The sequence below is a fragment of the Methylobacterium sp. HJ2 genome (assembly GCF_056431005.1).
The window spans coordinates 225752-245162 of the sequence record NZ_JBWJYM010000002.1 but is presented as its reverse complement, the minus strand read 5'-3'; the positions used below and the strand labels follow the sequence as shown (position 1 = coordinate 245162).

Sequence of the window (19411 nt, the reverse complement as noted above, 5' to 3'; positions counted from 1 at the left end):
ACGTGCGGGCGGCCCCGAAACCGGGTAGGAGGCGGGCCGACAGAATTCCGGAGCAGCGATGAACGACCCGGCCCGGCTCGACCGCCTGGAGATGCGCCTCACCGAGCAGGAGGCGGTGGTCGAGGATCTCAACCGCATCGTCACCGAGCAATGGCGCCTGATCGACCGCCTGGCCCGCCAGGTCGAGGCGCTCCGCGAGCAGGTGGAGACCGCCGACCGCGGCGGTCCGCGCGGGCCGGAGCCGCTGCCGCCGCATTATTGAGGGTTTGCGCGGCTGCCCGCTGTGGGTTCACCGGTTGACGCGCTGTCCCCTGCGAACCGCGGCGACCATTTCTGCAAGGGGTGGTGAGCCGTCCGACCGGTTCTGGAACGCATCGCGGGGTGAGCCGCCGTCGCCCGGGGGCGGCGGGCCGAAGCGGTAAGCGCGGGGGCTCGGGGCGAGGCCGGAGCCTCGCCCTTTCGCGACGGTCGCCGCGCGGGAGGCGAGCGCTCAGGCGGTCGCCGTCCCCTGGGCGACGAGCGCGGCGGCGAAGGCGCGGTAGGTGTGCAGCGGGCGGCCGAGGATGCTGGTCAGCCGCTCGCGGTCGTCCGCCTCCGGGATCATGCCGTCGCTGACATAGCGCTCGGCCATCACGCGCATCTCGTAGGCCATCCACTTCGGCATGAACGTCGCCATGTTCGCCTCGAACCCGCTCGGGTCGTCGCCACCGTAGGCGACGGGGCGGCCGAGAACCTCACTCCAGATCGCGGCGGCGTCCGCCCCGGTGAGCGTATCGGGACCGACGAGGTTGATGGTCTCGATCGGCAGCTTGCCCGGCGCCCGGTCGCGGCGGATCAGTTCGATCGCGGCGACCTCGGCGATGTCGCGCGCATCGACCATGGCGACGCCCTTGGACCCGATCGGCATCGGGTAGACGTTGTAGCTCGTGATCACGTCCTTGATCATGACCTCGTTGTCGATGAAGTAGCTCGGCCGCAGGATCGTGGCGCTGAAGCCCATCGCCTCCAGCATCCGCTCGGCGCCGAACTTCACCGCGAAATGCGGGACGTTGACGGCGCGGTCGGCGTCGAACACCGACAGGTAGACGACCCGCTCGACACCCGCCCCGCGGGCGACGTTCAGGGTGGTGATCGCCTGGGTGAACTCGTCGCCCGTCACCGCATTCAGCAGGAACAACGTGCGGATGCCGGAGAAGGCGGCCCGCAGCGCGTCGATGTCGAGCAAGTCGCCCTTCACGACCTCGACGCCGTGCCCGAAATCGGCCTTGGCGGGATCGCGGGTCAGCACGCGGACGCTCGCGCCGCGCTGGACGAGCTGCTCGACGACGTTGCGGCCGACGCGGCCGGTGGCACCGGTGACGAGGATGGTCATGGGGTCGTTCCTTCGGGTTGGGCCGTTTGGCTGACCCCAAGATGAGCGATCCACACCTGCGCCAATAGCGGCTATATCTGGACGCACCGTCTCGCTGGTGGAACGATGGACCTGCTTGCCCTCGCCGATTTCACCCTCGTCGCCCGCCATGGTGGGTTCGGAAAGGCCGCCCGTTCTGCCGGACGCCCGAAGGCGACGTTGTCACGACGCGTGGCCGAGTTGGAGGCCAGCCTGGGCTTGCGCCTGTTCGAGCGGGGCGCGCGCGATCTGAAGCTGACGCAGGAAGGGCGGGCGCTGTTCGGGCGGGCGGGCTCGCTGCTCACCGAACTGGAGGAGACCGCCGCGGCGATCGCCTCGGGCGGCGAGCGGCCCCGTGGACGCCTGCGGATCAGCGCGCCCCTGCTGTTCTCCCAGACCGTGATGGGGAAGCTCGCGGCGAGCTTCGCCCTCAGATACCCGGAGGTCCGGTTGGAGGTCACGACGGAGGACAGGGCCGTCGACATGATCGAGGAGGGCTTCGACCTCGTGATCCGGGTGAACCCGGACCCGGACGAGCGCCTCGTCGGCCGCGCGTTCCTGCGCGACCGACTGGTGGTGGTGGCAGGCCCCGACCTCGCCCGGCCGACCGAAGGCGCGGCCGTTCCGGCCGTCGTGCGAGGCGGCGGCGACCGCTCGGCATGGCGGGTGAGGACGCATGCCGGCCCCGCCACGATCGCGGTCGAGCCGGTCCTCGGCTTGGCGTCGCTCATCATGGTCCGCGACGCGGTGCGCGCGGGCGCCGGCGCCGGACGCCTGCCCGTCTCGCTCGTCGGCCGCGATCTCGCCAAGGGCACGCTGGTCCACTGGGGTGACGTGGACGCGCCGGACATCACGCTGTGGGTGCTCTACCCGACGCGTCGCTTGCTCAACGCGCGCGTCTCGGCGTTCCTCGACCATCTGAAGCGGGCTTTTCCGAACGGGACGCCGGACGAGCTGACGTCCTACGCCGAGGGATGAGCCCGCCCCGAGCCGGGCCCATGCGAATGCAGAAACCGCTGAGCGCGTCCGTCATCGCATGAATGTCCGCTCCCAGAGCGTCAGGGCCACGTCGCCAACGACTGGGTCGGGTCGGTGGGAGCTCGTCCGCCTTTCCGGCGGGCCTGCTCGGAAGCAGCCATTCCGCTTGCGGCCAGCTTCCGTCGTGTTGGCCGGTGCCTCGGAATGGCCGGGTGGGGTGTATTTCCGTCGGTCCGCGTCCCAATAAAAGGACGTGACCGCGGACGTCGCCGCAACACTGCGACCAGGGCTCTAAACCCGGTGTTAACCTTAATCGGCGACTTGCCACTTGATAAGCAGCTTCGCGCTGGCTGGACCTGCCGCTACGCAAGGATGGCACATTATGCGGCTGATCATCGGCACATTGGTCGTCTTCGCCTGCGTCTTCGGCAGCTACGCGCAGATGGGCGGCCACCTGGAAGTCCTGTGGCAGCCGTTCGAGTTCGTCATCATCCTGGGCGCAGCCATCGGCGCCTTCATCATCGGCAACATCGGACCGGTGCTCAAGGCCGTGCCCACCATGTTCCTGACGCTGGTGAAGGGCCCCAAATACACGCATCAATCCTATGTCGAACTGCTGGGCATGCAGTTTTCACTGTTCAGACTCGCGAAGCAGAAGGGTGCGCTGGCGCTCGAGCCGCACATTGAGAATCCGGGCGAGTCGACGCTGTTCAATGCCTTCCCGACCTTCGCGGCGAACCATCACGCGGTCGAGTTCGTGTGCGACTACATGCGGATGGTGACGCTGGGCGCCAACAACGTCTTCGAGATCGAAGCGCTGATGGATCAGGAACTGGAGACGCACCACGAGGAGCAGGAGCGTCTCGTCTCGGCCATGCAGTCGCTCGCCGACGGAACGCCGGCACTCGGCATCGTCGCCGCCGTCCTCGGCGTGATCAAGACGATGGGGGCGATCAAGGAGCCGCCGGAGGTGCTGGGACATCTGATCGGCGGCGCGCTCGTCGGCACCTTCTTTGGCGTCTTCGTCGCCTATGGCTTCTTCGGGCCCATGGCGCAGTCGCTCAAGAGTCTCTTCGCGGCCGAAACCAAATACTACCTGTCGCTCAAAGCGGGTCTGCTCGCCCATATCGGCGGCCAGCCGCCGGTGATGTCGATCGAATTTGCGCGCAAGTCTCTGATGAGCGACGTCCGCCCGAGCTTCGAAGAAGTGGAAGAAGCAACCGCCGCTCTGCCTGCTCAGGCCTGACCCTCTCTCCAGCAGGAACACCATGGCCACGATCATCGTCAAGAAGGTCAAGAAGGCCGCTCATGCCCACCACGGCGGCGCCTGGAAGATCGCGTATGCCGACTTCGTGACCGCCATGATGGCGTTCTTTCTGTTGATGTGGCTGATCAGCATGACGACGCCGGAGCAGAAGGTCGGTTTGGCGGAATACTTCGCCCCGTCGGCTCTGAGCTCTGCAAGCAGTGGAGCCGGCGGAACGCTGTACGGCACAGCCCTGGACAATTCCGGCAAGAAGGCGTCCACGCCCCGCGATCAGGAGACGGGCTCCGCCGAGCGGGAAGGCCGAGCGCGCTCAACCAGTCCGGGCCGCGGTAGCGATCTCGATACCAGCCGCTCGGCCGCCAGCGTGCAGGCCAATTACAGCGCCATCGCCAGCCTCAAGCAGGCGCTCCAGAAGATGCCCGACATTGCCGAGCTGTCGCGCAACATCGTGATCGAGACGACGAAGGACGGTGTGAACGTGTCCCTCGTGGATCAGGATGGCCGATCCATGTTCCGAGAGGGCTCCGTCGACCCCTACGAGCGGACCCGTCGCGTGCTGGAGGCGCTCGCGCCCGCTCTGCGCCAACTGCCGAACCGCCTGACGATCACCGGCCACACGGCCGTCGCGCGCCCGGGCTCCGTGCCGGCCGCCGAGCCCTGGAACCTCACCGCCAGGCGTGCGCTCGCCGTGCGCGAGATCCTGTCGGGCGCCGGGATCCCCAACGACAAATTCGCCTCCGTGGCGGGCCGCGCCGATACCGAGCCGTATTTTCCCGACAATCCCTACACCGCGCCGAACCGACGGGTCGCGATCACTCTGCTCGATGAGAGCCCACCGGCGCCCTCGAACTTCCCTCGCTGACGACAGGACGCCGCCAACCCTCGAGGCCGATGGCAACCCCGGGTCGCCAGACGCAGCGGAAGCGCGTCGGCCAGGGCGTCACGGTCGCTGGATGCTGCCCCGCACGATGATGACGATCACGGTCGCCGTCTCCGCAGGCGTCTCCCTCGCCAGGGCATCGGGTCTCGCCGCGGCCCCGGCGTTCGGCCGGTCTCGACCGGCCCCACGGCCGGGCACGCGCTTGCATTTCTCTCCTCACATCGATACTGACGCCGGCTGATTGTGAGCGGTGCCGGAGAGGCCCGCGCGAGGAGTGACGAGCCTTGGCCAGAGCCGGCTCAGCGTGCGAGAGGGTCGGTGCCGCCGGGGCGGCCCGTCTGCGCGCGCGCCGTCGCGGTCTCCTGCTCAGCCGTCTGCTTACCCGCCCCTGAGGGCCGTCCGGGCATGCGCCTGGGCCTTCAGGGGATCGCGCCGCCGTCAGATCCAGGCTCCACGCCGCCCCGAGACCGCCCTTGCGCGCGGCGGGCGGCCCGCGACAGGGTAACCCCATGACCAGCACCTCCGATTCGGCCGTTCCGGGCTCGCGCGAGCGCGTCCTCATCTTCGACACCACCCTGCGCGACGGCGAGCAATGCCCGGGCGCCACCATGACGCTCGACGAGAAGCTCGCGGTGGCCGAGCTCCTCGACGCGATGGGCGTCGACATCATCGAGGCGGGCTTCCCCATCGCCTCGAACGGCGATTTCGAGGCGGTGGCCGAGATCGCCCGGCGCTCGAAGCGCGCCGTGATCGCGGGGCTCGCCCGCGCGATCCCCGCCGACATCGCCCGGGCCGGCGAGGCGGTGCGGCACGCCGAGCGCGGGCGCATCCACACCTTCGTGTCGACCTCGCCGATCCACCTCGCCCACCAGATGCGCAAGAGCGAGGACGAGGTCGTCGAGATCATCCTGAAGACCGTGGCCCAGGCGCGCGACCTCGTGGCGGATGTCGAATGGTCGGCGATGGACGCGACGCGCACGCCGCTCGACTATCTCTGCCGCTGCGTCGAGGCGGCGATCCGGGCCGGGGCCACCACCATCAACCTGCCCGACACCGTGGGCTACGCCACGCCTTCCGAGTACCGGGCGATGTTCGAGAACGTGCGGGCGCGGGTGCCCAACGCCGACAAGGCGGTGTTCTCGGTGCATTGCCACAACGATCTCGGCCTCGCGATCGCCAACTCGCTGGCGGGCGTCGAGGGCGGGGCGCGGCAGGTGGAATGCACCGTCAACGGCATCGGCGAGCGGGCGGGCAACGCCGCGCTCGAGGAGATCGTGATGGCTTTGCGCACCCGCGCCGACGTGCTGCCCTTCGCCACCGGCATCGAGAGCACCATGCTGACCCGCGCCTCGAAGCTCGTGAGCCACGCCACGAACTTCCCCGTGCAGTTCAACAAGGCGATCGTCGGCCGCAACGCCTTCGCGCACGAGAGCGGCATCCACCAGGACGGCATGCTCAAGCACGCCGAGACCTACGAGATCATGACGCCGGCCTCGGTGGGCCTCGCCAAGACCTCGCTGGTGATGGGCAAGCACTCGGGCCGGGCCGCCTTCCGCTCCAAGCTGACCGAGCTCGGGCTGGCGCTCACCGACAACCAGTTCCAGGACGTGTTCGAGCGCTTCAAGGCGCTGGCCGACCGCAAGAAGCACGTCTACGACGAGGACATCGAGGCGCTCGTCGACGAGAACCTCGCCACCGCCCACGACCGCGTCCGCCTCGTCTCGCTCTCGGTGATCGCGGGCACGCACGGTCCGCAGCGCGCGACGCTGAAACTCGCCTTCGACGGACGCAACGTCACCGAAGAGGCTGACGGAAACGGACCCGTTGATGCGGTGTTTAACGCCATCCACGCATTGGTCCCGCACGAAGCGGTGCTGGAACTCTACCAAGTCCACGCCGTAACCGAAGGCACCGACGCGCAGGCCGAGGTTTCTGTTCGTCTTAAGGATGGCGAGCGCGTTGTCACCGCGCGTGGTGCTGATCCCGACACGCTCGTCGCTTCAGCCAAGGCTTACCTTTCGGCACTCAACAAGCTCGCTGCCTCGGCTCATCGTTTGCACGCACAACACCCGGCGTCTGTCTGACGTTTGAGGACGATAAAATCTGGCGATCTGGGGTGGACAGCCTTCAGATCGCTTGCTATCAGGCACCACCTCAGCGGCGGATTGGTGGCCACCGCGAGATCGCCATCGGCGATGGGCGCATAGCTCAGTTGGTAGAGCAGCTGACTCTTAATCAGCGGGTCCTAGGTTCGAACCCTAGTGCGCCCACCATTAAATCAAAACACTTAGATTAGATTTTTACATCAGCGGATGAAGCTGGGGTAACGCCGCGGGTAACAGCGTTACCTAGGTAAGTCAGTCCGACCACCGCGCTCGAGCGCATGCCGGGACGCCTGAAGGTGTCGTTAGGTTGTGTAACCCCGACGCCTCGATCCGATCCGCTGCCCGCCGCATCAGGCGGTTGGCGCGGCGCAGATCGAACCGGGCGGCTCGGATCAGCCAGAGCTGATGCAGGGCACGGATCAGGCGCATAGCGAACCCTCCCCAGAGCGCTTTAGCTCGACGGCCCTCGCTGCCAGCATGTCGTCCAGATAAGTATGACCGCGAGCGGACGACGCCGAGTATCGGTCCTCGGCTGCTGGTGGGCGGGCTCATTGGCCCGTCGGCCGCCAGCAGCCGACTGTGCTGAGCCCGACAGGCGCCCGTGCAGCCACCCTCTGCGGGACCCGATCCGACCGTCCCGCAAGGCCAAAGTGGTCCAGGAAATGGAAGCGGGCGCCTAGGTTGGTGAACGGAACATTTTGACCGCTCGCTCTTAATGACTCAGAAACGTATAGGCGTGACCTCCGCCGAAATCGTAGTGTAGCCACGCAAAATAGGTGTGCAGGTGCATCTCTGAATGCGATTCGGCCGCATGAATTGACGCGCCTTATCACAGTCAACCCGCCGCCGATCAGCGGGAGCGTAGCGAGGCTGGGTTGGAAACGGCGGCAGGACGCAGGCGCGTCATGCTGCACCCCCTTTCACGAGCGCCCAGCGCTTGGCACCTTATTGGTCGAGGCGCTCACGCTGACGACGCGACTGACGAGGTTGCGCGTGATGGCGCCGGATGCGTAGTACCCCTTCAATATAACCAAGGGGCAACTGCGCTCGATCCAGTCCTCGACATATCGGAAGAGTGCGACTGGATGTAGGTGCCGACCCACCAGCGATGACTGGTCAGCCCATCCAAGCGCGTTCAGCAGAATCACGCCTTCCCCGTTGGAACGGTGGGAGTGGGGGGCGTGCGATTCGTTGCGCGTCGACAGGCTCTAGCCCGGCATGAGCGCGATCAAGGGCTTATCCTTGTCGACAACGTAGGTGATTGCGAGGCGCAGCGGCTTCTCCACCCTACGCACGCCGTGTGGGACCTCCGCCGGAATCTGGAAGCCGGAGCCCGGCGTCACGGCTTGGGCCTCCTGCCCCTGCACGTAGAGCTCCGCCTCCCCCTCCAGCACGAAGGTCGATTCGATGCCCGGATGGGTGTGCCGCGGCACCTCGACCCCGACCGGCACCTCGACCTCCATCAGGAGCGTCACGAGGTTGCTGCCGGCCACCTCGGTCGTCTTGATGAGCTTGCGCCGGATGGGGCTCGGGGGGCTGCCCTGCGCCGCGGCCTCCGAGGCGAGGAAACCGCCGAGGCCTGCGCAGAGAGCGCAGGTATTGAACCACCGCCGCGTCAGCATGTTCGCGCTCCCCAGTCTCGCGCCTCGAAGTCTCTCGCGTCCGAGTCTGTACAGCCGAGCATAGCACGATGCCGCACACGTCAAGCGTGGACTCGATATCCTCGGTCCGGCAGCGTGCCACGGATTCTTGCCGGCGGACGCTGGGTCGGGCCGTGCGCCTCCGCGCCGGTCAGGCGGATGCGGCAAGCGCGTCACCGGCACCCCGTCCAGACCGGTGACGGTCAATCCCGACAAGCGGTCGGTCCGCGTGGGGGCGCCCCAGGATCCCGCAGGATGAGGCCGAGCCGGCGTCCGGCGACCGCGCGCCGGGCTTTCGGGAACAAGATCTTCTCTGGTCAGTATTGCAACTGCGGGCCGGTATCACGCGCTTGGCAAGTTGAGACATGTGATGTCCCGCCCGATACCTGCGATGGGAGCGGTCGCCATGCGCTCTGGACTGACTTGTGTCGCTCTTCTCCTGGCCGTGAATCCGGCGGAGGCGCAACCGGCGGAGAGCCAAGCCGCGGCTCTCGCGACGCTGTCGACGCTGCCCAAGCCGGCCCAGCAGACCGACCTCGACACGGCGAAGCTCGCCTCGGCCCATCGCGAGAGCGCCGCGTCCCTGGACGAGAAGACGAGCGGTCTGTGGCAATCGTGGCTCGTCTCCGTCTGCGAGGGATGCGGCCCCGAGCGTCATCCCTTCACGGACCGCGACGGCGCGGATTACCTGAGGACGCTCAGGGCGCCGCAGAGGCCGGCGGAGGCCGGCAAGCGGAGATTCGTCTACCTCGCGCCGGCCGCTGAGGGCCGCGGCAGCCTGTCGGCGGATCTGTCGAACGCCACTATCGACCGGATCCGGCGCGATCCCAACCGGTAGCGCCGCGATCCGGGCGACAGGGGGCCGCCGCCTAGCCGCGCTTGGCGACGAGGGGGCAGCCGCCCTCGTTCATCGGGCGGAAGGCCTGGTCGCCCGGGATCGTCTCCAGCACCTTGTAGAGATCCCACTCGCCCTTGGACTCGGACGGGGCCTTGGCCTCGAACAGGTACATCGGGTGGATCTTGCGCCCGTCGGCCCGGATCAGGCCCTTGCCGAAGAGCGGGTCGTCGGTGGGAATCTCCTTCATCTTGGCGACCACCGCCGCGCCGTCCTTGGCCGAGCCGAGCGCAGCGACGGCCTTCAGGTAGTGCAGCGTGCTGGCATAGACGCCGGCTTGGTACGAGGTGGGCTTCTTGCCCGACATGCGCTTCTCGAAGCGGGACGCGAAGGCGCGGGTGTCGTCGTTCAGGTCCCAGTAGAACGAAGCGGTGAATTGCAGGCCCTGCGCCACCTCGAGCCCGAGGGAGTGGATGTCGGTGATCGCGATGAGGAGCGCGGCGAGCTTCTGGCCGCCCTGACGGATGCCGAACTCGTGGGCCTGCTTGATCGCGTTGGCGGCATCGAGCCCGGCATCGGCGAGGCCGATCACCTGCGCGCCCGACGCCTGCGCCTGCAGCAGGAAGGAGGAGAAGTCGGGGTTGGGGAACGGGGTGCGCACGCCGCCGACGACCGTGCCGCCGTTCTTCTCCACCACCGCCCGGGTGTCGCGCTCCAGCGCCAGCCCGAAGGCGTAGTCGGCGGTGAGGAAGTACCAGGTCTTGCCGCCGCGCTTCAGCAGCGCCTTGCCGGTGCCGTTGGCGAGCGCGGCCGTGTCGTAGGTCCAGTGCACGGTGTTGGGCGTGCAGTGGGAGCCGGTGAGATCGGCGGTGCCGCCGCCCGAGTTGATGAAGGCCTTGTTCCGGTCCCGGGTGATATCCGCGATCGCGAGGGCGATCGAGGAGGTCGGCACGTCGAAGACGGCGTCGACGCCGTCGCGGTCGTACCATTGCCGCGTGATCGAGGCGCCGACATCCGGCTTGTTCTGGTGGTCGGCGGCGACCACCTCGACCTTCAGCCCGTGCGCCTCCGGCTTGAAATCCTCCACCGCCATGCGGGCGGCCACGGCCGAGCCCTCGCCGGTCGAATCGAAGTAGACGCCGGAGCGATCGTTCAGCACCCCGATCTTGACGGGAACGAGATCCGCAGCCTGGGCGGTGCCGAGGAGGCACAGGACACCGAGCGCGCGCGCCGCGAGACGGCCGATCGTCATGGTTTCACTCCCTGTCCACATGGGGTCCGGCGGCGTTGATCGCCGTCTGAACCGGTCGTGTCCTCCGGGGGGCGCGTCCCGGAGGGCGCCCCCGCAGGGTCTTGTAGAGGAGCTTAGGGCCGGGCCCGATCGGGTGGCAATCGAGCCGCGGCCCGGGGCGTCAAGAGACGCCGTCTTTTGTCGCCGGCGCGAGGCCGAGGATCGCGCGGGCCTCCGCGGGGGTCGCGGGCTCGCGGTCGAGATGGGCGAGCAGGCTCACCGCCTTGTCAACGAGGGCGGCGTTGCTCGGCGCGAGGCGCCCGCGGGCCAGATAGAGGTTGTCCTCCAGGCCGACGCGGACGTTGCCGCCCATGCCGGCCGTGACCGCCAGGATGGGGAATTCCTGCGCCCCGATGCCGAAGGCCGACCAGATCGCGTCCTCGGGCAGCCGCGCCCGCAGCGCCACCAGGGCCTCGGCGGTGGCCGGAGCACCCCAGGGGATGCCGAGACAGAGCTGGAACAGCGGCGGGCGGGCGAGATGCCCCTCGGCGATAAGGTGGCGGGCCAGCTCGATCTGGCCGAGGTCGAACACCTCGATCTCCGGACGCACCCCGGCTTGGCCGATCCGCGCCGCCATCGCGCGCAGATGCGCGGGCGTGTTGAGGAACAGGTGCTCGCCGAAATTCATCGTGGCGATGTCGAGGGTGCAGATCTCCGGGCGCAGGATCTCGACGTGGCGGGTGCGGACCTCGGGAGCCATGAACATGGTGCCGGGGCCCGCCACCGACGGGTCGGGGGCGCCCGGCACGTAGCGCCCGCCCGCGCCCGTGGTGAGGTTGAGGATGACGTCGGCGTTCCGCTCCCGCACCCGCTCGACCACGGCGCGGTAATGGGCGAGCTCCATGCTGGGTGCCGCCGTCTCGGGGTCGCGCACGTGGATATGCACCACCGCCGCGCCGGCCGCCGCCGCCTCGAGCGCGGAGGCCGCGATCGCCTCGGGGCTCACCGGCACGGCCGGGTTCTTGCGCGGCGTGTCGAAGGATCCGGTCAGCGCGCAGGTGATCACGGTCTTGCGGGACATGGGCGGCTCCTGGCTTGAGGTGTCGGGCTCCGGGTGCGGGGCTCCGGCGTCACATCGCCCCGCCGTCGACCGTGATGGTCTCGCCGTTGACGTAGGCCGCGCCGGCACCGAGGAAGACGATCACCTCTGCGATGTCCTCGGGCGTGGCGAGCCGGCCGAGCATGGTGCGCGCGGCGGTGGCGGCCTTGCGCTCCTCCGGCCAGGCCGCGGTCCAGGGCGTCGCCACGAGGCCGGGCGCCACCGCGTTGACGCGGACGTCCGGCGCCAGGGCCATCGCGAGGCTGCGGGTGAGATTGATCAGCCCCGCCTTGCTCGCCGAGTAGGCGATGGAGGAGCCGCGCCGCCCGAGGCCCGCCACCGAGGCGGTGTTGACGATGGCGCCCCGGCTGGCCCGCAGGGTCGGGGCCGCCGCCCGGGCGCAGCGATAGGGCCCGACGAGATTGGTCGAGAGGATCGTCCCCCAGAATGCCTCGCTCATCGCGTCGAGATCCTCGAAGGCGATGGGGGCGGCGGTCCCCGAGGTGCCGGCGTTGTTCACCAGAACGTCGAGGCCGCCGAGCCGGTCGATCCCCTCCGCCACCATCGCCTCGGCCTCGCCCGGCCGCGACACGTCGCCGGCCAGCGCGATCACCGAGAGGCCCTCGCCCGCGAGCCGCGCCGTCGCCTCGGGGCCGCGCCCGTCATCGGCGAGGTGGTTCAGGGCGACGGTAGCGCCGGCGCGCGCGAACAGCGTCACCGTCGCGAGCCCGATTCCGGAGGACGCCCCCGTCACGAGGACGCGCCGGCCCGTGAGATCCTTCGCCGTCATGGTGCCTCCCTGATGTGCCCTGCTCATGTGGCTTGCGCATGGGCCCGGCTCATGAGCCTTGCATCCGGCCGATCCCGGCCATCGCCCGCTTCAGCGCGAGGAGCTTGCGGTCGCGCTCGCGGAACAGCTCCGCGGGCGCCCGCCCGCCCCAGTCGAAATAGCCGTGCCCCGCCATCACGCCGGTGCGGCCCTCGCTGCAGAGCGCGTCGAGGGTGTCGGAGCGCGTGCGCGGCGGCGGCGGGGTGTAGCTCCCGTTGGCGAGGGCGCGCCGGGTCAGGTCCAGGCCGGTGAAATCCGCCTTGGCGAGATGGCCGAGGATCGGGATGCGCAGGGACAGGCCGTGGATCACCGCGTCGTCGATCTCCCGGGGCGAGGCCACGCCCTCGTCGAGCAGTCGGTTGACCTCGGCGCTGATCGCCGATTGGATCCGGTTGGCGACGTAGCCGGGAATGAAGCGCTTCAGCACGATCGGCGTCTGGCCGAGCCCGAGGACGAGGTCGCGCATCGCCGCGAGCAAAGCCGGCTCCGTCTCGGGCCCCGGCACCACGTCGACGAGATCGATGATGTAGGGCGGCGTGTACCAGTGCATCACCAGGGCGCGCGGCTGGCGCGCGGCGGGGATCAGCGGGAAGACGTCGAGGTAGCTGGTGTTGCTGGCGATCGCCGTTCCGGGGGCGCAGAGCCGGTCGAACTCGGCGAAGAGGGCGCGCTTGGCCTCCGGATTCTCGGTGATCGCCTCGATCACCAGCTCGGCCCCCGCCACCGTCTCCGGCAGCTCGGGCACGATCCGCACGGCCGCCTCGAGGCGGCCCGCGCTCCAGCCTTCGGGCGCGGCCCCCGCCTCCTGCAGGGTGGCGAGCGCCGACGCCATCAGGCCGGGCGCCGCCGCGCGCGTCTCGGCCAGGGTGTCGGTGAGGCGCACGGCGTGCCCGCCCAGCGCCAGAACCAGGGCGATGCCGTGCCCCATCAGCCCGCCGCCGATCACCGCGATCTCGGCCATGTCGCCTCTCCTCCCCTCCGCGTCCGCCGCCCGGCCTTCGGGCCCGCGGCGCCGTCACAGTTCCGCCCGGCGCCGCCTCACACCGTGGCGATCGGCGTCACGGGGGAGCCCACCGCCCCCGGCAGCCGCAGGGGCGGCGCCGTGAGCAGGAAGCGGTTGCGCCCGTTGGCGCGCAGCCAGTCGGCCAGCGGCGTCAGGTGCCACAGCTCGCCCAGATTGACCCCGAGCTTGAACAGGCAGTGCTCGTGCAGCGGCAGGATCGCGCAGCAGGCCGGCCCGGGGCCGGCCGGATAGGCCTCCACCGCGTAATTGTCGGCGATCAGGGCGCAGAGGCCCGAGCGGGTGATCCAGTCCAGGATCAGGGGGTCGCGCCCGTCGAGCGCGGCGCAGAGATTGTGCACGAGCCGCGGATCGGGCGCGCCGTCCATGGCGATCAGCCGCTCGGCGAAGCCCGTATGCAGGCAGACCATGTCGCCCGGCTCGATCACCACCCGGTCCGCCTCGAGGATCGCGGCGAGCTGCGCGTAGCCGACGCGGGCCTTGGCGTCGCCGAGATGGGCGCGCAGGTCGATCATCACCGCGCGGCCCTGCATGCCGGCCTCGGCCAGCCGCTCGATCCCGAGATGCCGCGCGCGGGAGAGCGTCTCCGCCGCCTCCGCCGTCTCGGGGCCGACGATGTCGGTGCCGCCGCGAAAGCCGTTGTAGTAGGTCGGCGCCGGGCCCCGCCCATCGGCATCGAAGAGCGAGCCGACATGGGCCAGGGAATCCCACTGCGTCGAGTATTGCAGGTGGATCAGCGCGCGGTCGTCGCAGATCACGTCGGTGGCGCCGTCGACCTCCTCGCAGACCCGGAAATTCGTCACCGGCTTCCCGTTCGCCCGCCGCGTCGGGGTGATGCGCGGCGGGTGACGGCGCTGGTTCAGGACGTTGCCGCCCGGCAGGTCGAGGGGCAGGCTGAGGCAGAAGGTCAGGCCCTCGCGCACCTCCGCGACGCCCTGGCGCACCTTCTCGGGCGTGAGCAGGTTGAGCCGGCCGCGCTCGTCGTCGGGGCCGAACTCCCCCCAGGTCGAGGGTTCGGGCCGCCGCGTCCAGCGCAGGCTCACGCGACCGTCCCGCGAGCGGTGGACCGGACCCCGCGCGGCGCGCGCCCGAGGCGGGCCCCATGGGCAGGGAGGCGGGCCGGCACCCGCAAGACCGCCGAGAGCGTCGTCCTCACCCGCATCCGCCCGCCTTCGAGGCTGTCGTCCGGGCGCGGTCGAGCGCGTCCAGAGCCGGAACCTAGCGCGCCCCCGCGCCTGCGGGTAGCCCGCGGCGCGACGGATCGGGCGGGGCCGTCAGGGCCGCCCCGGGCTCCGGGCCCCGCCGCGCCGGCCCCCCTCGCATTTTCTCGTCGCCGCCCGTATCCAGCCCCGCCGAAAATGCTCTAGAACTCCGCCCCGCAGCAGCGGGCCGCGAGGCCGCTCAAGCACTTGGCTGTGGTCCGGCCTCTGGACCGCACCAAAGTTTGGGTGCAAACCGGCGCCGCTTGTGAGAGGCTGAGCCCGCCTTCGCCCGGATCCGGGCGATGGGCCAAGCAAGAACGGACCGGCATTGCCGCCGGAGCGCGAGGGAGAACACCATCGCATGGCCGCTGACGCCGAACTTCTGATCGACCGGAGGCGCCTGCGCCGCAAGCTCTCGCTCTGGCGGGTGCTGGGAATCGGCGGCCTCATCGTCGCCGTGGGCGCGGTCGGCCTGCGTGTGCGGGCGGGCACCGAGGGCCTCGGCTTCGGTGCGGTGCGCCCGCAGATTGCCCGGGTCTCGATCTCGGGCTTCATCGCGGGCAGCGATGCCACCGCGAAGCTCCTCAAGCGGGTGGGCGATTCGAGCGCCGTGCAGGGCGTCGTCGTCTCGATCAACTCGCCCGGCGGCACCACCACCGGATCCGAGGAGCTGTTCCGCAACCTGCGCCAGCTCGCCGAGAAGAAGCCGCTCGTGGCCTTCGTCGACGGCACGGCGGCCTCGGGTGCCTACATCGCCGCGCTCGGCGCCGACCACATCGTCGCGCGCGAGACCGCCCTCGTCGGCTCGATCGGCGTGCTGTTCCAATATCCGGACGTGTCGGGCCTGCTCGACAAGGTCGGCGTCAAGGTCGAGTCGGTGAAGTCCTCGCCGCTCAAGGCCGAGCCGTCCGGCTTCAGCCCGACCTCGCCCGAGGCCCGCGCGGCCCTCGCCGCCGTCGTCGGCGACACCTACGCCTGGTTCAAGGGCCTCGTGGCCGACCGGCGCCAGATGTCGGACGCCCAGCTCGCGGCGGTCTCGGACGGGCGGGTGTTCAGCGGCCGCCAGAGCATTCCGCTGAAGCTCGTGGACGAGCTCGGCGGCGAGCGGCAGGCCGTGGCGTGGCTGGAGCGCGAGCGCAAGGTCGGCGCGAACCTGCCGGTCACGGACTGGAAGCCGCGCTCCGATTCCGGCCTCGGGCTCTGGTCGACCCTGGGGCTCGGGGCGGACCTCGCGGGCCTCGACGGCCTCGCGGCCCGGCTGCGCCAGATCGGCGCCGAGACCCGGGCCCTGACCGAAGGCGGCGGCCTGCTCGTCCTCTGGCGCCCCACCCCCGAGGGAACGCCCTGAGGCCGCGCGCCCGCCCCCGCCCAACGTGCCGATCCTTCGAGAAGACCCATCATGATCAAGTCGGAGCTCGTTCTCAGAATCGCCGAGCGCAACCCGCACCTGTACCAGCGGGACGTCGAGATCCTGGTCAACGCGATCCTCGACACGATCGCCGACGCGCTCGCCCGCGGTGACCGGGTGGAGCTGCGCGGCTTCGGCGCCTTCTCGGTGAAGCGCCGGGAGGCGCGGCGCGGGCGCAACCCGCGCACGGGTGCGGCCGTTGCCGTGTCCGAGAAGGCCATCCCGGTGTTCAAGACCGGCAAGGAGATGCGCCTGCGCCTCAACGCGGCCGGCATCGGCGAAGCCACGTCCGACGCCGCCGAGTAGGAGGCGGGCCGAGGCGGCCGCCGCCCGGGATACGATTGCTGACGTCCGGAGTGCTCGATGATCCGTTTCCTCAAAGGTCTGGTGCTGCTGCCGGTCGCGGTCGTGGTGGTCCTGCTCGCCGTCGCCAATCGCGACCCGGTACGACTCTCCTTCGACCCCTTCTCCGATGTCCCCGTCTTCAGCGCGACGCTGCCGCTCTACGCGATCCTGTTCAGCGCGGTCGCCCTCGGCATCGTGTTCGGCGGCATCTTCGCGTGGCTCGGCCAAGCTCCAACCCGGCGCGTCGCCCGCCATCGCGGCCGCGAGGTGCGACGCCTTGAGGGCGAGGCGGCCCGGCTGCGCAGCTACGGCCCCGAGGCCGACAGCGCCGCCCGCGGCGGCCTCCCGGCACGCGGCGAGGTCGCGCCCCGCACCGGCCTGCCGACCCGCACCGCCTTGCCCGCGCCGCGCTGAGCCCGAACGGCGCAGGGGGGCCTTCCCGGACACCGAACATGCTCCCGTCGGACCCGATCCGCGTCAAGATCTGCGGCCTCAGCACCGAAGCCACCCTCGCGGCGGCGCTGGAGGCGGGGGCCGACTGGATCGGCCTCGTCCATTTCCCGCGCAGCCCCCGGCACGTCCCCCTCGATCGGGCGGGGATCCTCTCGCGGATCGCGCGGGGCCGGGCCGAGCGCGTGCTCCTGCTGGTCGATCCGGACGACGCGCTCCTCGCCGACGCCCTCGCGGCCGTCGATCCGGACCTGATCCAGCTGCACGGGCGCGAGAGCCCCGAGCGCGTCGCGGCGATCCGGCGGGCGACCGGGCGGCCGGTGATGAAGGCGCTGGGGATCGCCACGCGGGCCGATCTCGCCGGACTCGCCGCCCACGCCGCCGCCGACCGCCTGCTCCTCGACGCCAAGCCGCCGGCCGATGCCGCCCTGCCCGGCGGCAACGGCCTGCGCTTCGACTGGTCGCTCCTGTCGGGCGCCGCGCTGCCGCCGGGCTGGATGCTGTCGGGCGGCCTCGATCCCGAGACGGTGGCGGAGGCGGTGCGGCTCACCGGCGCCAGGGCGGTCGACGTCTCGTCGGGCGTCGAGAGCGCGCCCGGCCTCAAGGACCCGGCGCGTATCGCGGCCTTCGTGGCGGCGGCCCGCGCCGCCCGATCCGCGGCGGTCTGAACCGCCGCACCGGCGCCGGCTTGGCGCCGCGCCCGCGACGGGTCTAAAGCAGGAGAGACAGACATCGCGGGCGCGGCGCGCCCGCCGGACAGCCCTCCGAGGACGCGCAGCCGTGACCATCGCCCCGACCCCGAACTCCTTCCGCACCGGTCCCGACGAGCGCGGGCGCTTCGGCATCTTCGGCGGCCGCTTCGTGGCCGAGACGCTGATGCCGCTGATCCTCGACCTGGAGAAGGCCTACGCCGAGGCCAAGGCCGACCCGCAGTTCCGGGCCGACATGGAGAGCTACGGCACGCACTACATCGGCCGTCCGAGCCCACTCTACTACGCCGAGCGCCTGACCGAGCACCTGCGCGCGCAGGCCCCCGCCGGCCAGGGCGCGAAGGTCTACTTCAAGCGCGAGGAGCTGAACCACACCGGCTCGCACAAGGTGAACAACGTGCTCGGCCAGATCCTGCTCGCCCGCCGCATGGGCAAGCCCCGGATCATCGCCGAGACGGGTGCGGGCCAGCACGGCGTCGCGACGGCGACGCTCTGCGCCCGCTTCGGCCTGAAATGCGTCGTCTACATGGGTGCCGTCGACGTGGCGCGGCAGGCCCCGAACGTCTTCCGGATGAAGATGCTCGGCGCCGAGGTGGTGCCGGTCGAGTCGGGGACGAAGACCCTCAAGGACGCGATGAACGAGGCCCTGCGCGACTGGGTCACCAACGTCGCGGATACGTTCTACTGCATCGGCACCGTGGCGGGCCCCCATCCCTACCCGGCGATGGTGCGCGACTTCCAGTCCGTGATCGGCATCGAGACCCGCGCCCAGATGCTGGCGCAGGAAGGCCGACTGCCCGATTCGCTGATCGCCTGTATCGGCGGCGGATCGAACGCGATGGGTCTGTTCCATTCCTTCCTCGACGACCGCGAGATCGAGATCTTCGGTGTCGAGGCGGCCGGCCACGGCGTCTCGAGCGGCCTGCACGCGGCCTCGCTGACCGGCGGGAAGCCCGGCGTGCTGCACGGCAACCGCACCTATCTCCTGACGGACGAGGACGGCCAGATCTCCGACGCGCACTCGATCTCGGCCGGCCTCGACTATCCGGGCATCGGCCCCGAGCACGCGTGGCTGCACGAGGCGCGCCGCGTCACCTACCTGTCGGCGACCGACACCGAGACCCTGGAGGCGTTCAAGCTCTGCTCGATGCTGGAGGGGATCATTCCGGCCCTGGAGCCCGCGCACGCGCTCGCCAAGGTCTGCGAGATCGCACCCCAGCGCCCCGCCGACCACCTGATGGTTCTCAACATGTCGGGTCGCGGCGACAAGGACATCCCGCAGGTCGCGGAGATCTTCGGCACCCGCCTCTGAGGCGCTCCGGGGATCGCCGCCGGGCCGTCAGATCGGCGTTGACAGGGACGCGGCGCTGTTTCTATACCCCCCGCACCGATGGCCGCCTCCCGGGCGGTCCCGGTTCGGGGCGGGGTAGCTCAGCTGGTTAGAGCAGAGGAATCATAATCCTTGTGTCGGGGGTTCAAATCCCTCCCTCGCTACCACTTCACACCCACTATCGGTGGTACAGGCCCAGGCCGAGCCACCGATCAGTTGTTCCAAACGGCCCCGGACCTCGACCTCGAAACCAGCCCTCGGTGCGTCCGGGTGAATGGTCACGGTCTCGATCAATGTTCTCAGATCGGCGATGGCCTTTGAGCCGCTAGCCCGGCCCTTGGCGTGCTCATTGAGCGTCCCTGCGAGATCCTCGATGCTGCGTCTGTAGCGGGCGACCGTTGCCGGCTCGAGGGCGATGATCTCAGATGAGGCGCTCACCATCCGGATCTGATCCTCGACAGAGTGAAGCTCGGCCCGGATCCGCGGCAACTCGACCTCGGCCTCAGCTTCCTCGATCAGCCCGCGGATGAAGGCTCTCTTCACCCGGTCGGCCTCTGCCAAGATCGCATCGCGCCGGGCCTGCAAGCGTCCGAATTCCTGGGGACCGGACTGAGCCAAGCGCCGGCGCTCGGTGTTGTAGGCGTCGACGTACTCTTCGATCAGCCAGGGATTGGCCAAGTGCTCGGCTAGC

Annotated in this window: 19 protein-coding genes and 2 tRNA genes; 14 read left to right on the top strand and 7 right to left on the bottom strand. The window is 70.0% G+C overall.

Going from position 1 to position 19411, the window contains the following annotated elements:
* Positions 1-58 precede the first annotated feature (58 nt).
* Complete coding sequence (locus tag ACS5RC_RS05755) at positions 59-262, top strand: SlyX family protein (protein WP_478342869.1); 204 nt, start codon at positions 59-61, stop codon at positions 260-262.
* A 228-nt stretch (positions 263-490) separates the two neighbouring features.
* Here ACS5RC_RS05755 and ACS5RC_RS05750 read toward each other — a convergent pair whose 3' ends face one another.
* Positions 491-1372, bottom strand: coding sequence for an SDR family oxidoreductase (locus ACS5RC_RS05750; protein WP_478342868.1), 882 nt, complete (start codon positions 1370-1372; stop codon positions 491-493).
* 105 nt (positions 1373-1477) lie between these two features.
* On the opposite strand from ACS5RC_RS05750, the gene ACS5RC_RS05745 reads away from it, so the two are divergent.
* From ACS5RC_RS05745 to ACS5RC_RS05725, 5 genes are all read left to right on the top strand, one after another.
* Positions 1478-2368 (top strand): LysR family transcriptional regulator, encoded by an 891-nt coding sequence (locus ACS5RC_RS05745; protein ID WP_478342867.1) that lies wholly within the window; start codon positions 1478-1480, stop codon positions 2366-2368.
* 382 nt (positions 2369-2750) lie between these two features.
* The gene (motA, locus tag ACS5RC_RS05740) at positions 2751-3614 is read left to right on the top strand and encodes a flagellar motor stator protein MotA (RefSeq protein WP_478342866.1); all 864 of its coding nucleotides are present in this window, start codon (positions 2751-2753) and stop codon (positions 3612-3614) included.
* 22 nt (positions 3615-3636) lie between these two features.
* On the top strand, positions 3637-4497 hold the full coding sequence (locus tag ACS5RC_RS05735) for a flagellar motor protein MotB (protein ID WP_478342865.1): 861 nt from the start codon (positions 3637-3639) through the stop codon (positions 4495-4497).
* A gap of 527 nt (positions 4498-5024) precedes the next feature.
* A complete protein-coding gene (locus tag ACS5RC_RS05730) occupies positions 5025-6599 on the top strand; it encodes a 2-isopropylmalate synthase (RefSeq protein ID WP_478342864.1) in 1575 nt (524 codons plus the stop codon).
* 113 nt (positions 6600-6712) lie between these two features.
* Positions 6713-6788, top strand: a tRNA-Lys gene (locus ACS5RC_RS05725).
* Between the two features lie 1040 nt (positions 6789-7828).
* On the opposite strand, the gene ACS5RC_RS05720 is transcribed toward ACS5RC_RS05725, so the two are convergent.
* A complete protein-coding gene (locus ACS5RC_RS05720; RefSeq protein WP_478342863.1) occupies positions 7829-8242 on the bottom strand; it encodes a cupin domain-containing protein in 414 nt (137 codons plus the stop codon).
* A gap of 424 nt (positions 8243-8666) precedes the next feature.
* Here ACS5RC_RS05720 and ACS5RC_RS05715 point away from each other — a divergent pair, with 424 nt between their 5' ends.
* On the top strand, positions 8667-9098 hold the full coding sequence (locus ACS5RC_RS05715; RefSeq protein ID WP_478342862.1) for a hypothetical protein: 432 nt from the start codon (positions 8667-8669) through the stop codon (positions 9096-9098).
* 31 nt (positions 9099-9129) lie between these two features.
* Here ACS5RC_RS05715 and ACS5RC_RS05710 read toward each other — a convergent pair whose 3' ends face one another.
* The 5 genes from ACS5RC_RS05710 to ACS5RC_RS05690 form a co-directional block, all read right to left on the bottom strand.
* Complete coding sequence (locus ACS5RC_RS05710; RefSeq protein WP_478342861.1) at positions 9130-10347, bottom strand: ABC transporter substrate-binding protein; 1218 nt, start codon at positions 10345-10347, stop codon at positions 9130-9132.
* A 160-nt stretch (positions 10348-10507) separates the two neighbouring features.
* Positions 10508-11407, bottom strand: a complete 900-nt coding sequence (locus ACS5RC_RS05705; protein WP_478342860.1) for a beta-keto acid cleavage family enzyme — start codon at positions 11405-11407, stop codon at positions 10508-10510.
* 49 nt (positions 11408-11456) lie between these two features.
* Positions 11457-12215, bottom strand: coding sequence for an SDR family NAD(P)-dependent oxidoreductase (locus tag ACS5RC_RS05700; protein ID WP_478342859.1), 759 nt, complete (start codon positions 12213-12215; stop codon positions 11457-11459).
* Positions 12216-12264: 49 nt separating this feature from the next.
* Positions 12265-13215: a 3-hydroxyacyl-CoA dehydrogenase family protein gene (locus tag ACS5RC_RS05695; RefSeq protein ID WP_478342858.1), complete on the bottom strand. Its 951-nt coding sequence runs from the start codon at positions 13213-13215 to the stop codon at positions 12265-12267.
* 77 nt (positions 13216-13292) lie between these two features.
* Complete coding sequence (locus tag ACS5RC_RS05690) at positions 13293-14318, bottom strand: cyclase family protein (RefSeq protein WP_478342857.1); 1026 nt, start codon at positions 14316-14318, stop codon at positions 13293-13295.
* Between the two features lie 520 nt (positions 14319-14838).
* On the opposite strand from ACS5RC_RS05690, the gene sppA reads away from it, so the two are divergent.
* The 7 genes from sppA (at position 14839) to ACS5RC_RS05655 (ending at position 19410) form a co-directional block, all read left to right on the top strand.
* Positions 14839-15825, top strand: a complete 987-nt coding sequence (sppA, locus tag ACS5RC_RS05685; protein WP_478342856.1) for a signal peptide peptidase SppA — start codon at positions 14839-14841, stop codon at positions 15823-15825.
* Between the two features lie 51 nt (positions 15826-15876).
* Positions 15877-16191: an integration host factor subunit beta gene (locus ACS5RC_RS05680; RefSeq protein ID WP_478342855.1), complete on the top strand. Its 315-nt coding sequence runs from the start codon at positions 15877-15879 to the stop codon at positions 16189-16191.
* Between the two features lie 57 nt (positions 16192-16248).
* Positions 16249-16644 (top strand): LapA family protein, encoded by a 396-nt coding sequence (locus tag ACS5RC_RS05675; protein ID WP_478342854.1) that lies wholly within the window; start codon positions 16249-16251, stop codon positions 16642-16644.
* Positions 16645-16682: 38 nt separating this feature from the next.
* Positions 16683-17348, top strand: a complete 666-nt coding sequence (locus ACS5RC_RS05670; RefSeq protein ID WP_478342853.1) for a phosphoribosylanthranilate isomerase — start codon at positions 16683-16685, stop codon at positions 17346-17348.
* Between the two features lie 112 nt (positions 17349-17460).
* On the top strand, positions 17461-18702 hold the full coding sequence (trpB, locus tag ACS5RC_RS05665; protein WP_478342852.1) for a tryptophan synthase subunit beta: 1242 nt from the start codon (positions 17461-17463) through the stop codon (positions 18700-18702).
* A gap of 108 nt (positions 18703-18810) precedes the next feature.
* Positions 18811-18887 (top strand) — tRNA-Met (locus ACS5RC_RS05660).
* 295 nt (positions 18888-19182) lie between these two features.
* On the top strand, positions 19183-19410 hold the full coding sequence (locus ACS5RC_RS05655) for a hypothetical protein (RefSeq protein WP_478342851.1): 228 nt from the start codon (positions 19183-19185) through the stop codon (positions 19408-19410).
* Position 19411 lies beyond the last annotated feature (1 nt).

What these genes read in the sequence shown, in the direction of transcription:
- ACS5RC_RS05755 (WP_478342869.1), top strand. Translation starts at nt 59, where the DNA reads ATGAACGACCCGGCCCGGCTCGACCGCCTGGAGATGCGCCTCACCGAG.
- ACS5RC_RS05750 (WP_478342868.1), bottom strand. Translation starts at nt 1,372, where the DNA reads ATGACCATCCTCGTCACCGGTGCCACCGGCCGCGTCGGCCGCAACGTC.
- ACS5RC_RS05745 (WP_478342867.1), top strand. Translation starts at nt 1,478, where the DNA reads ATGGACCTGCTTGCCCTCGCCGATTTCACCCTCGTCGCCCGCCATGGT.
- motA (WP_478342866.1), top strand. Translation starts at nt 2,751, where the DNA reads ATGCGGCTGATCATCGGCACATTGGTCGTCTTCGCCTGCGTCTTCGGC.
- ACS5RC_RS05735 (WP_478342865.1), top strand. Translation starts at nt 3,637, where the DNA reads ATGGCCACGATCATCGTCAAGAAGGTCAAGAAGGCCGCTCATGCCCAC.
- ACS5RC_RS05730 (WP_478342864.1), top strand. Translation starts at nt 5,025, where the DNA reads ATGACCAGCACCTCCGATTCGGCCGTTCCGGGCTCGCGCGAGCGCGTC.
- ACS5RC_RS05720 (WP_478342863.1), bottom strand. Translation starts at nt 8,242, where the DNA reads ATGCTGACGCGGCGGTGGTTCAATACCTGCGCTCTCTGCGCAGGCCTC.
- ACS5RC_RS05715 (WP_478342862.1), top strand. Translation starts at nt 8,667, where the DNA reads ATGCGCTCTGGACTGACTTGTGTCGCTCTTCTCCTGGCCGTGAATCCG.
- ACS5RC_RS05710 (WP_478342861.1), bottom strand. Translation starts at nt 10,347, where the DNA reads ATGACGATCGGCCGTCTCGCGGCGCGCGCGCTCGGTGTCCTGTGCCTC.
- ACS5RC_RS05705 (WP_478342860.1), bottom strand. Translation starts at nt 11,407, where the DNA reads ATGTCCCGCAAGACCGTGATCACCTGCGCGCTGACCGGATCCTTCGAC.
- ACS5RC_RS05700 (WP_478342859.1), bottom strand. Translation starts at nt 12,215, where the DNA reads ATGACGGCGAAGGATCTCACGGGCCGGCGCGTCCTCGTGACGGGGGCG.
- ACS5RC_RS05695 (WP_478342858.1), bottom strand. Translation starts at nt 13,215, where the DNA reads ATGGCCGAGATCGCGGTGATCGGCGGCGGGCTGATGGGGCACGGCATC.
- sppA (WP_478342856.1), top strand. Translation starts at nt 14,839, where the DNA reads ATGGCCGCTGACGCCGAACTTCTGATCGACCGGAGGCGCCTGCGCCGC.
- ACS5RC_RS05680 (WP_478342855.1), top strand. Translation starts at nt 15,877, where the DNA reads ATGATCAAGTCGGAGCTCGTTCTCAGAATCGCCGAGCGCAACCCGCAC.
- ACS5RC_RS05675 (WP_478342854.1), top strand. Translation starts at nt 16,249, where the DNA reads ATGATCCGTTTCCTCAAAGGTCTGGTGCTGCTGCCGGTCGCGGTCGTG.
- ACS5RC_RS05670 (WP_478342853.1), top strand. Translation starts at nt 16,683, where the DNA reads ATGCTCCCGTCGGACCCGATCCGCGTCAAGATCTGCGGCCTCAGCACC.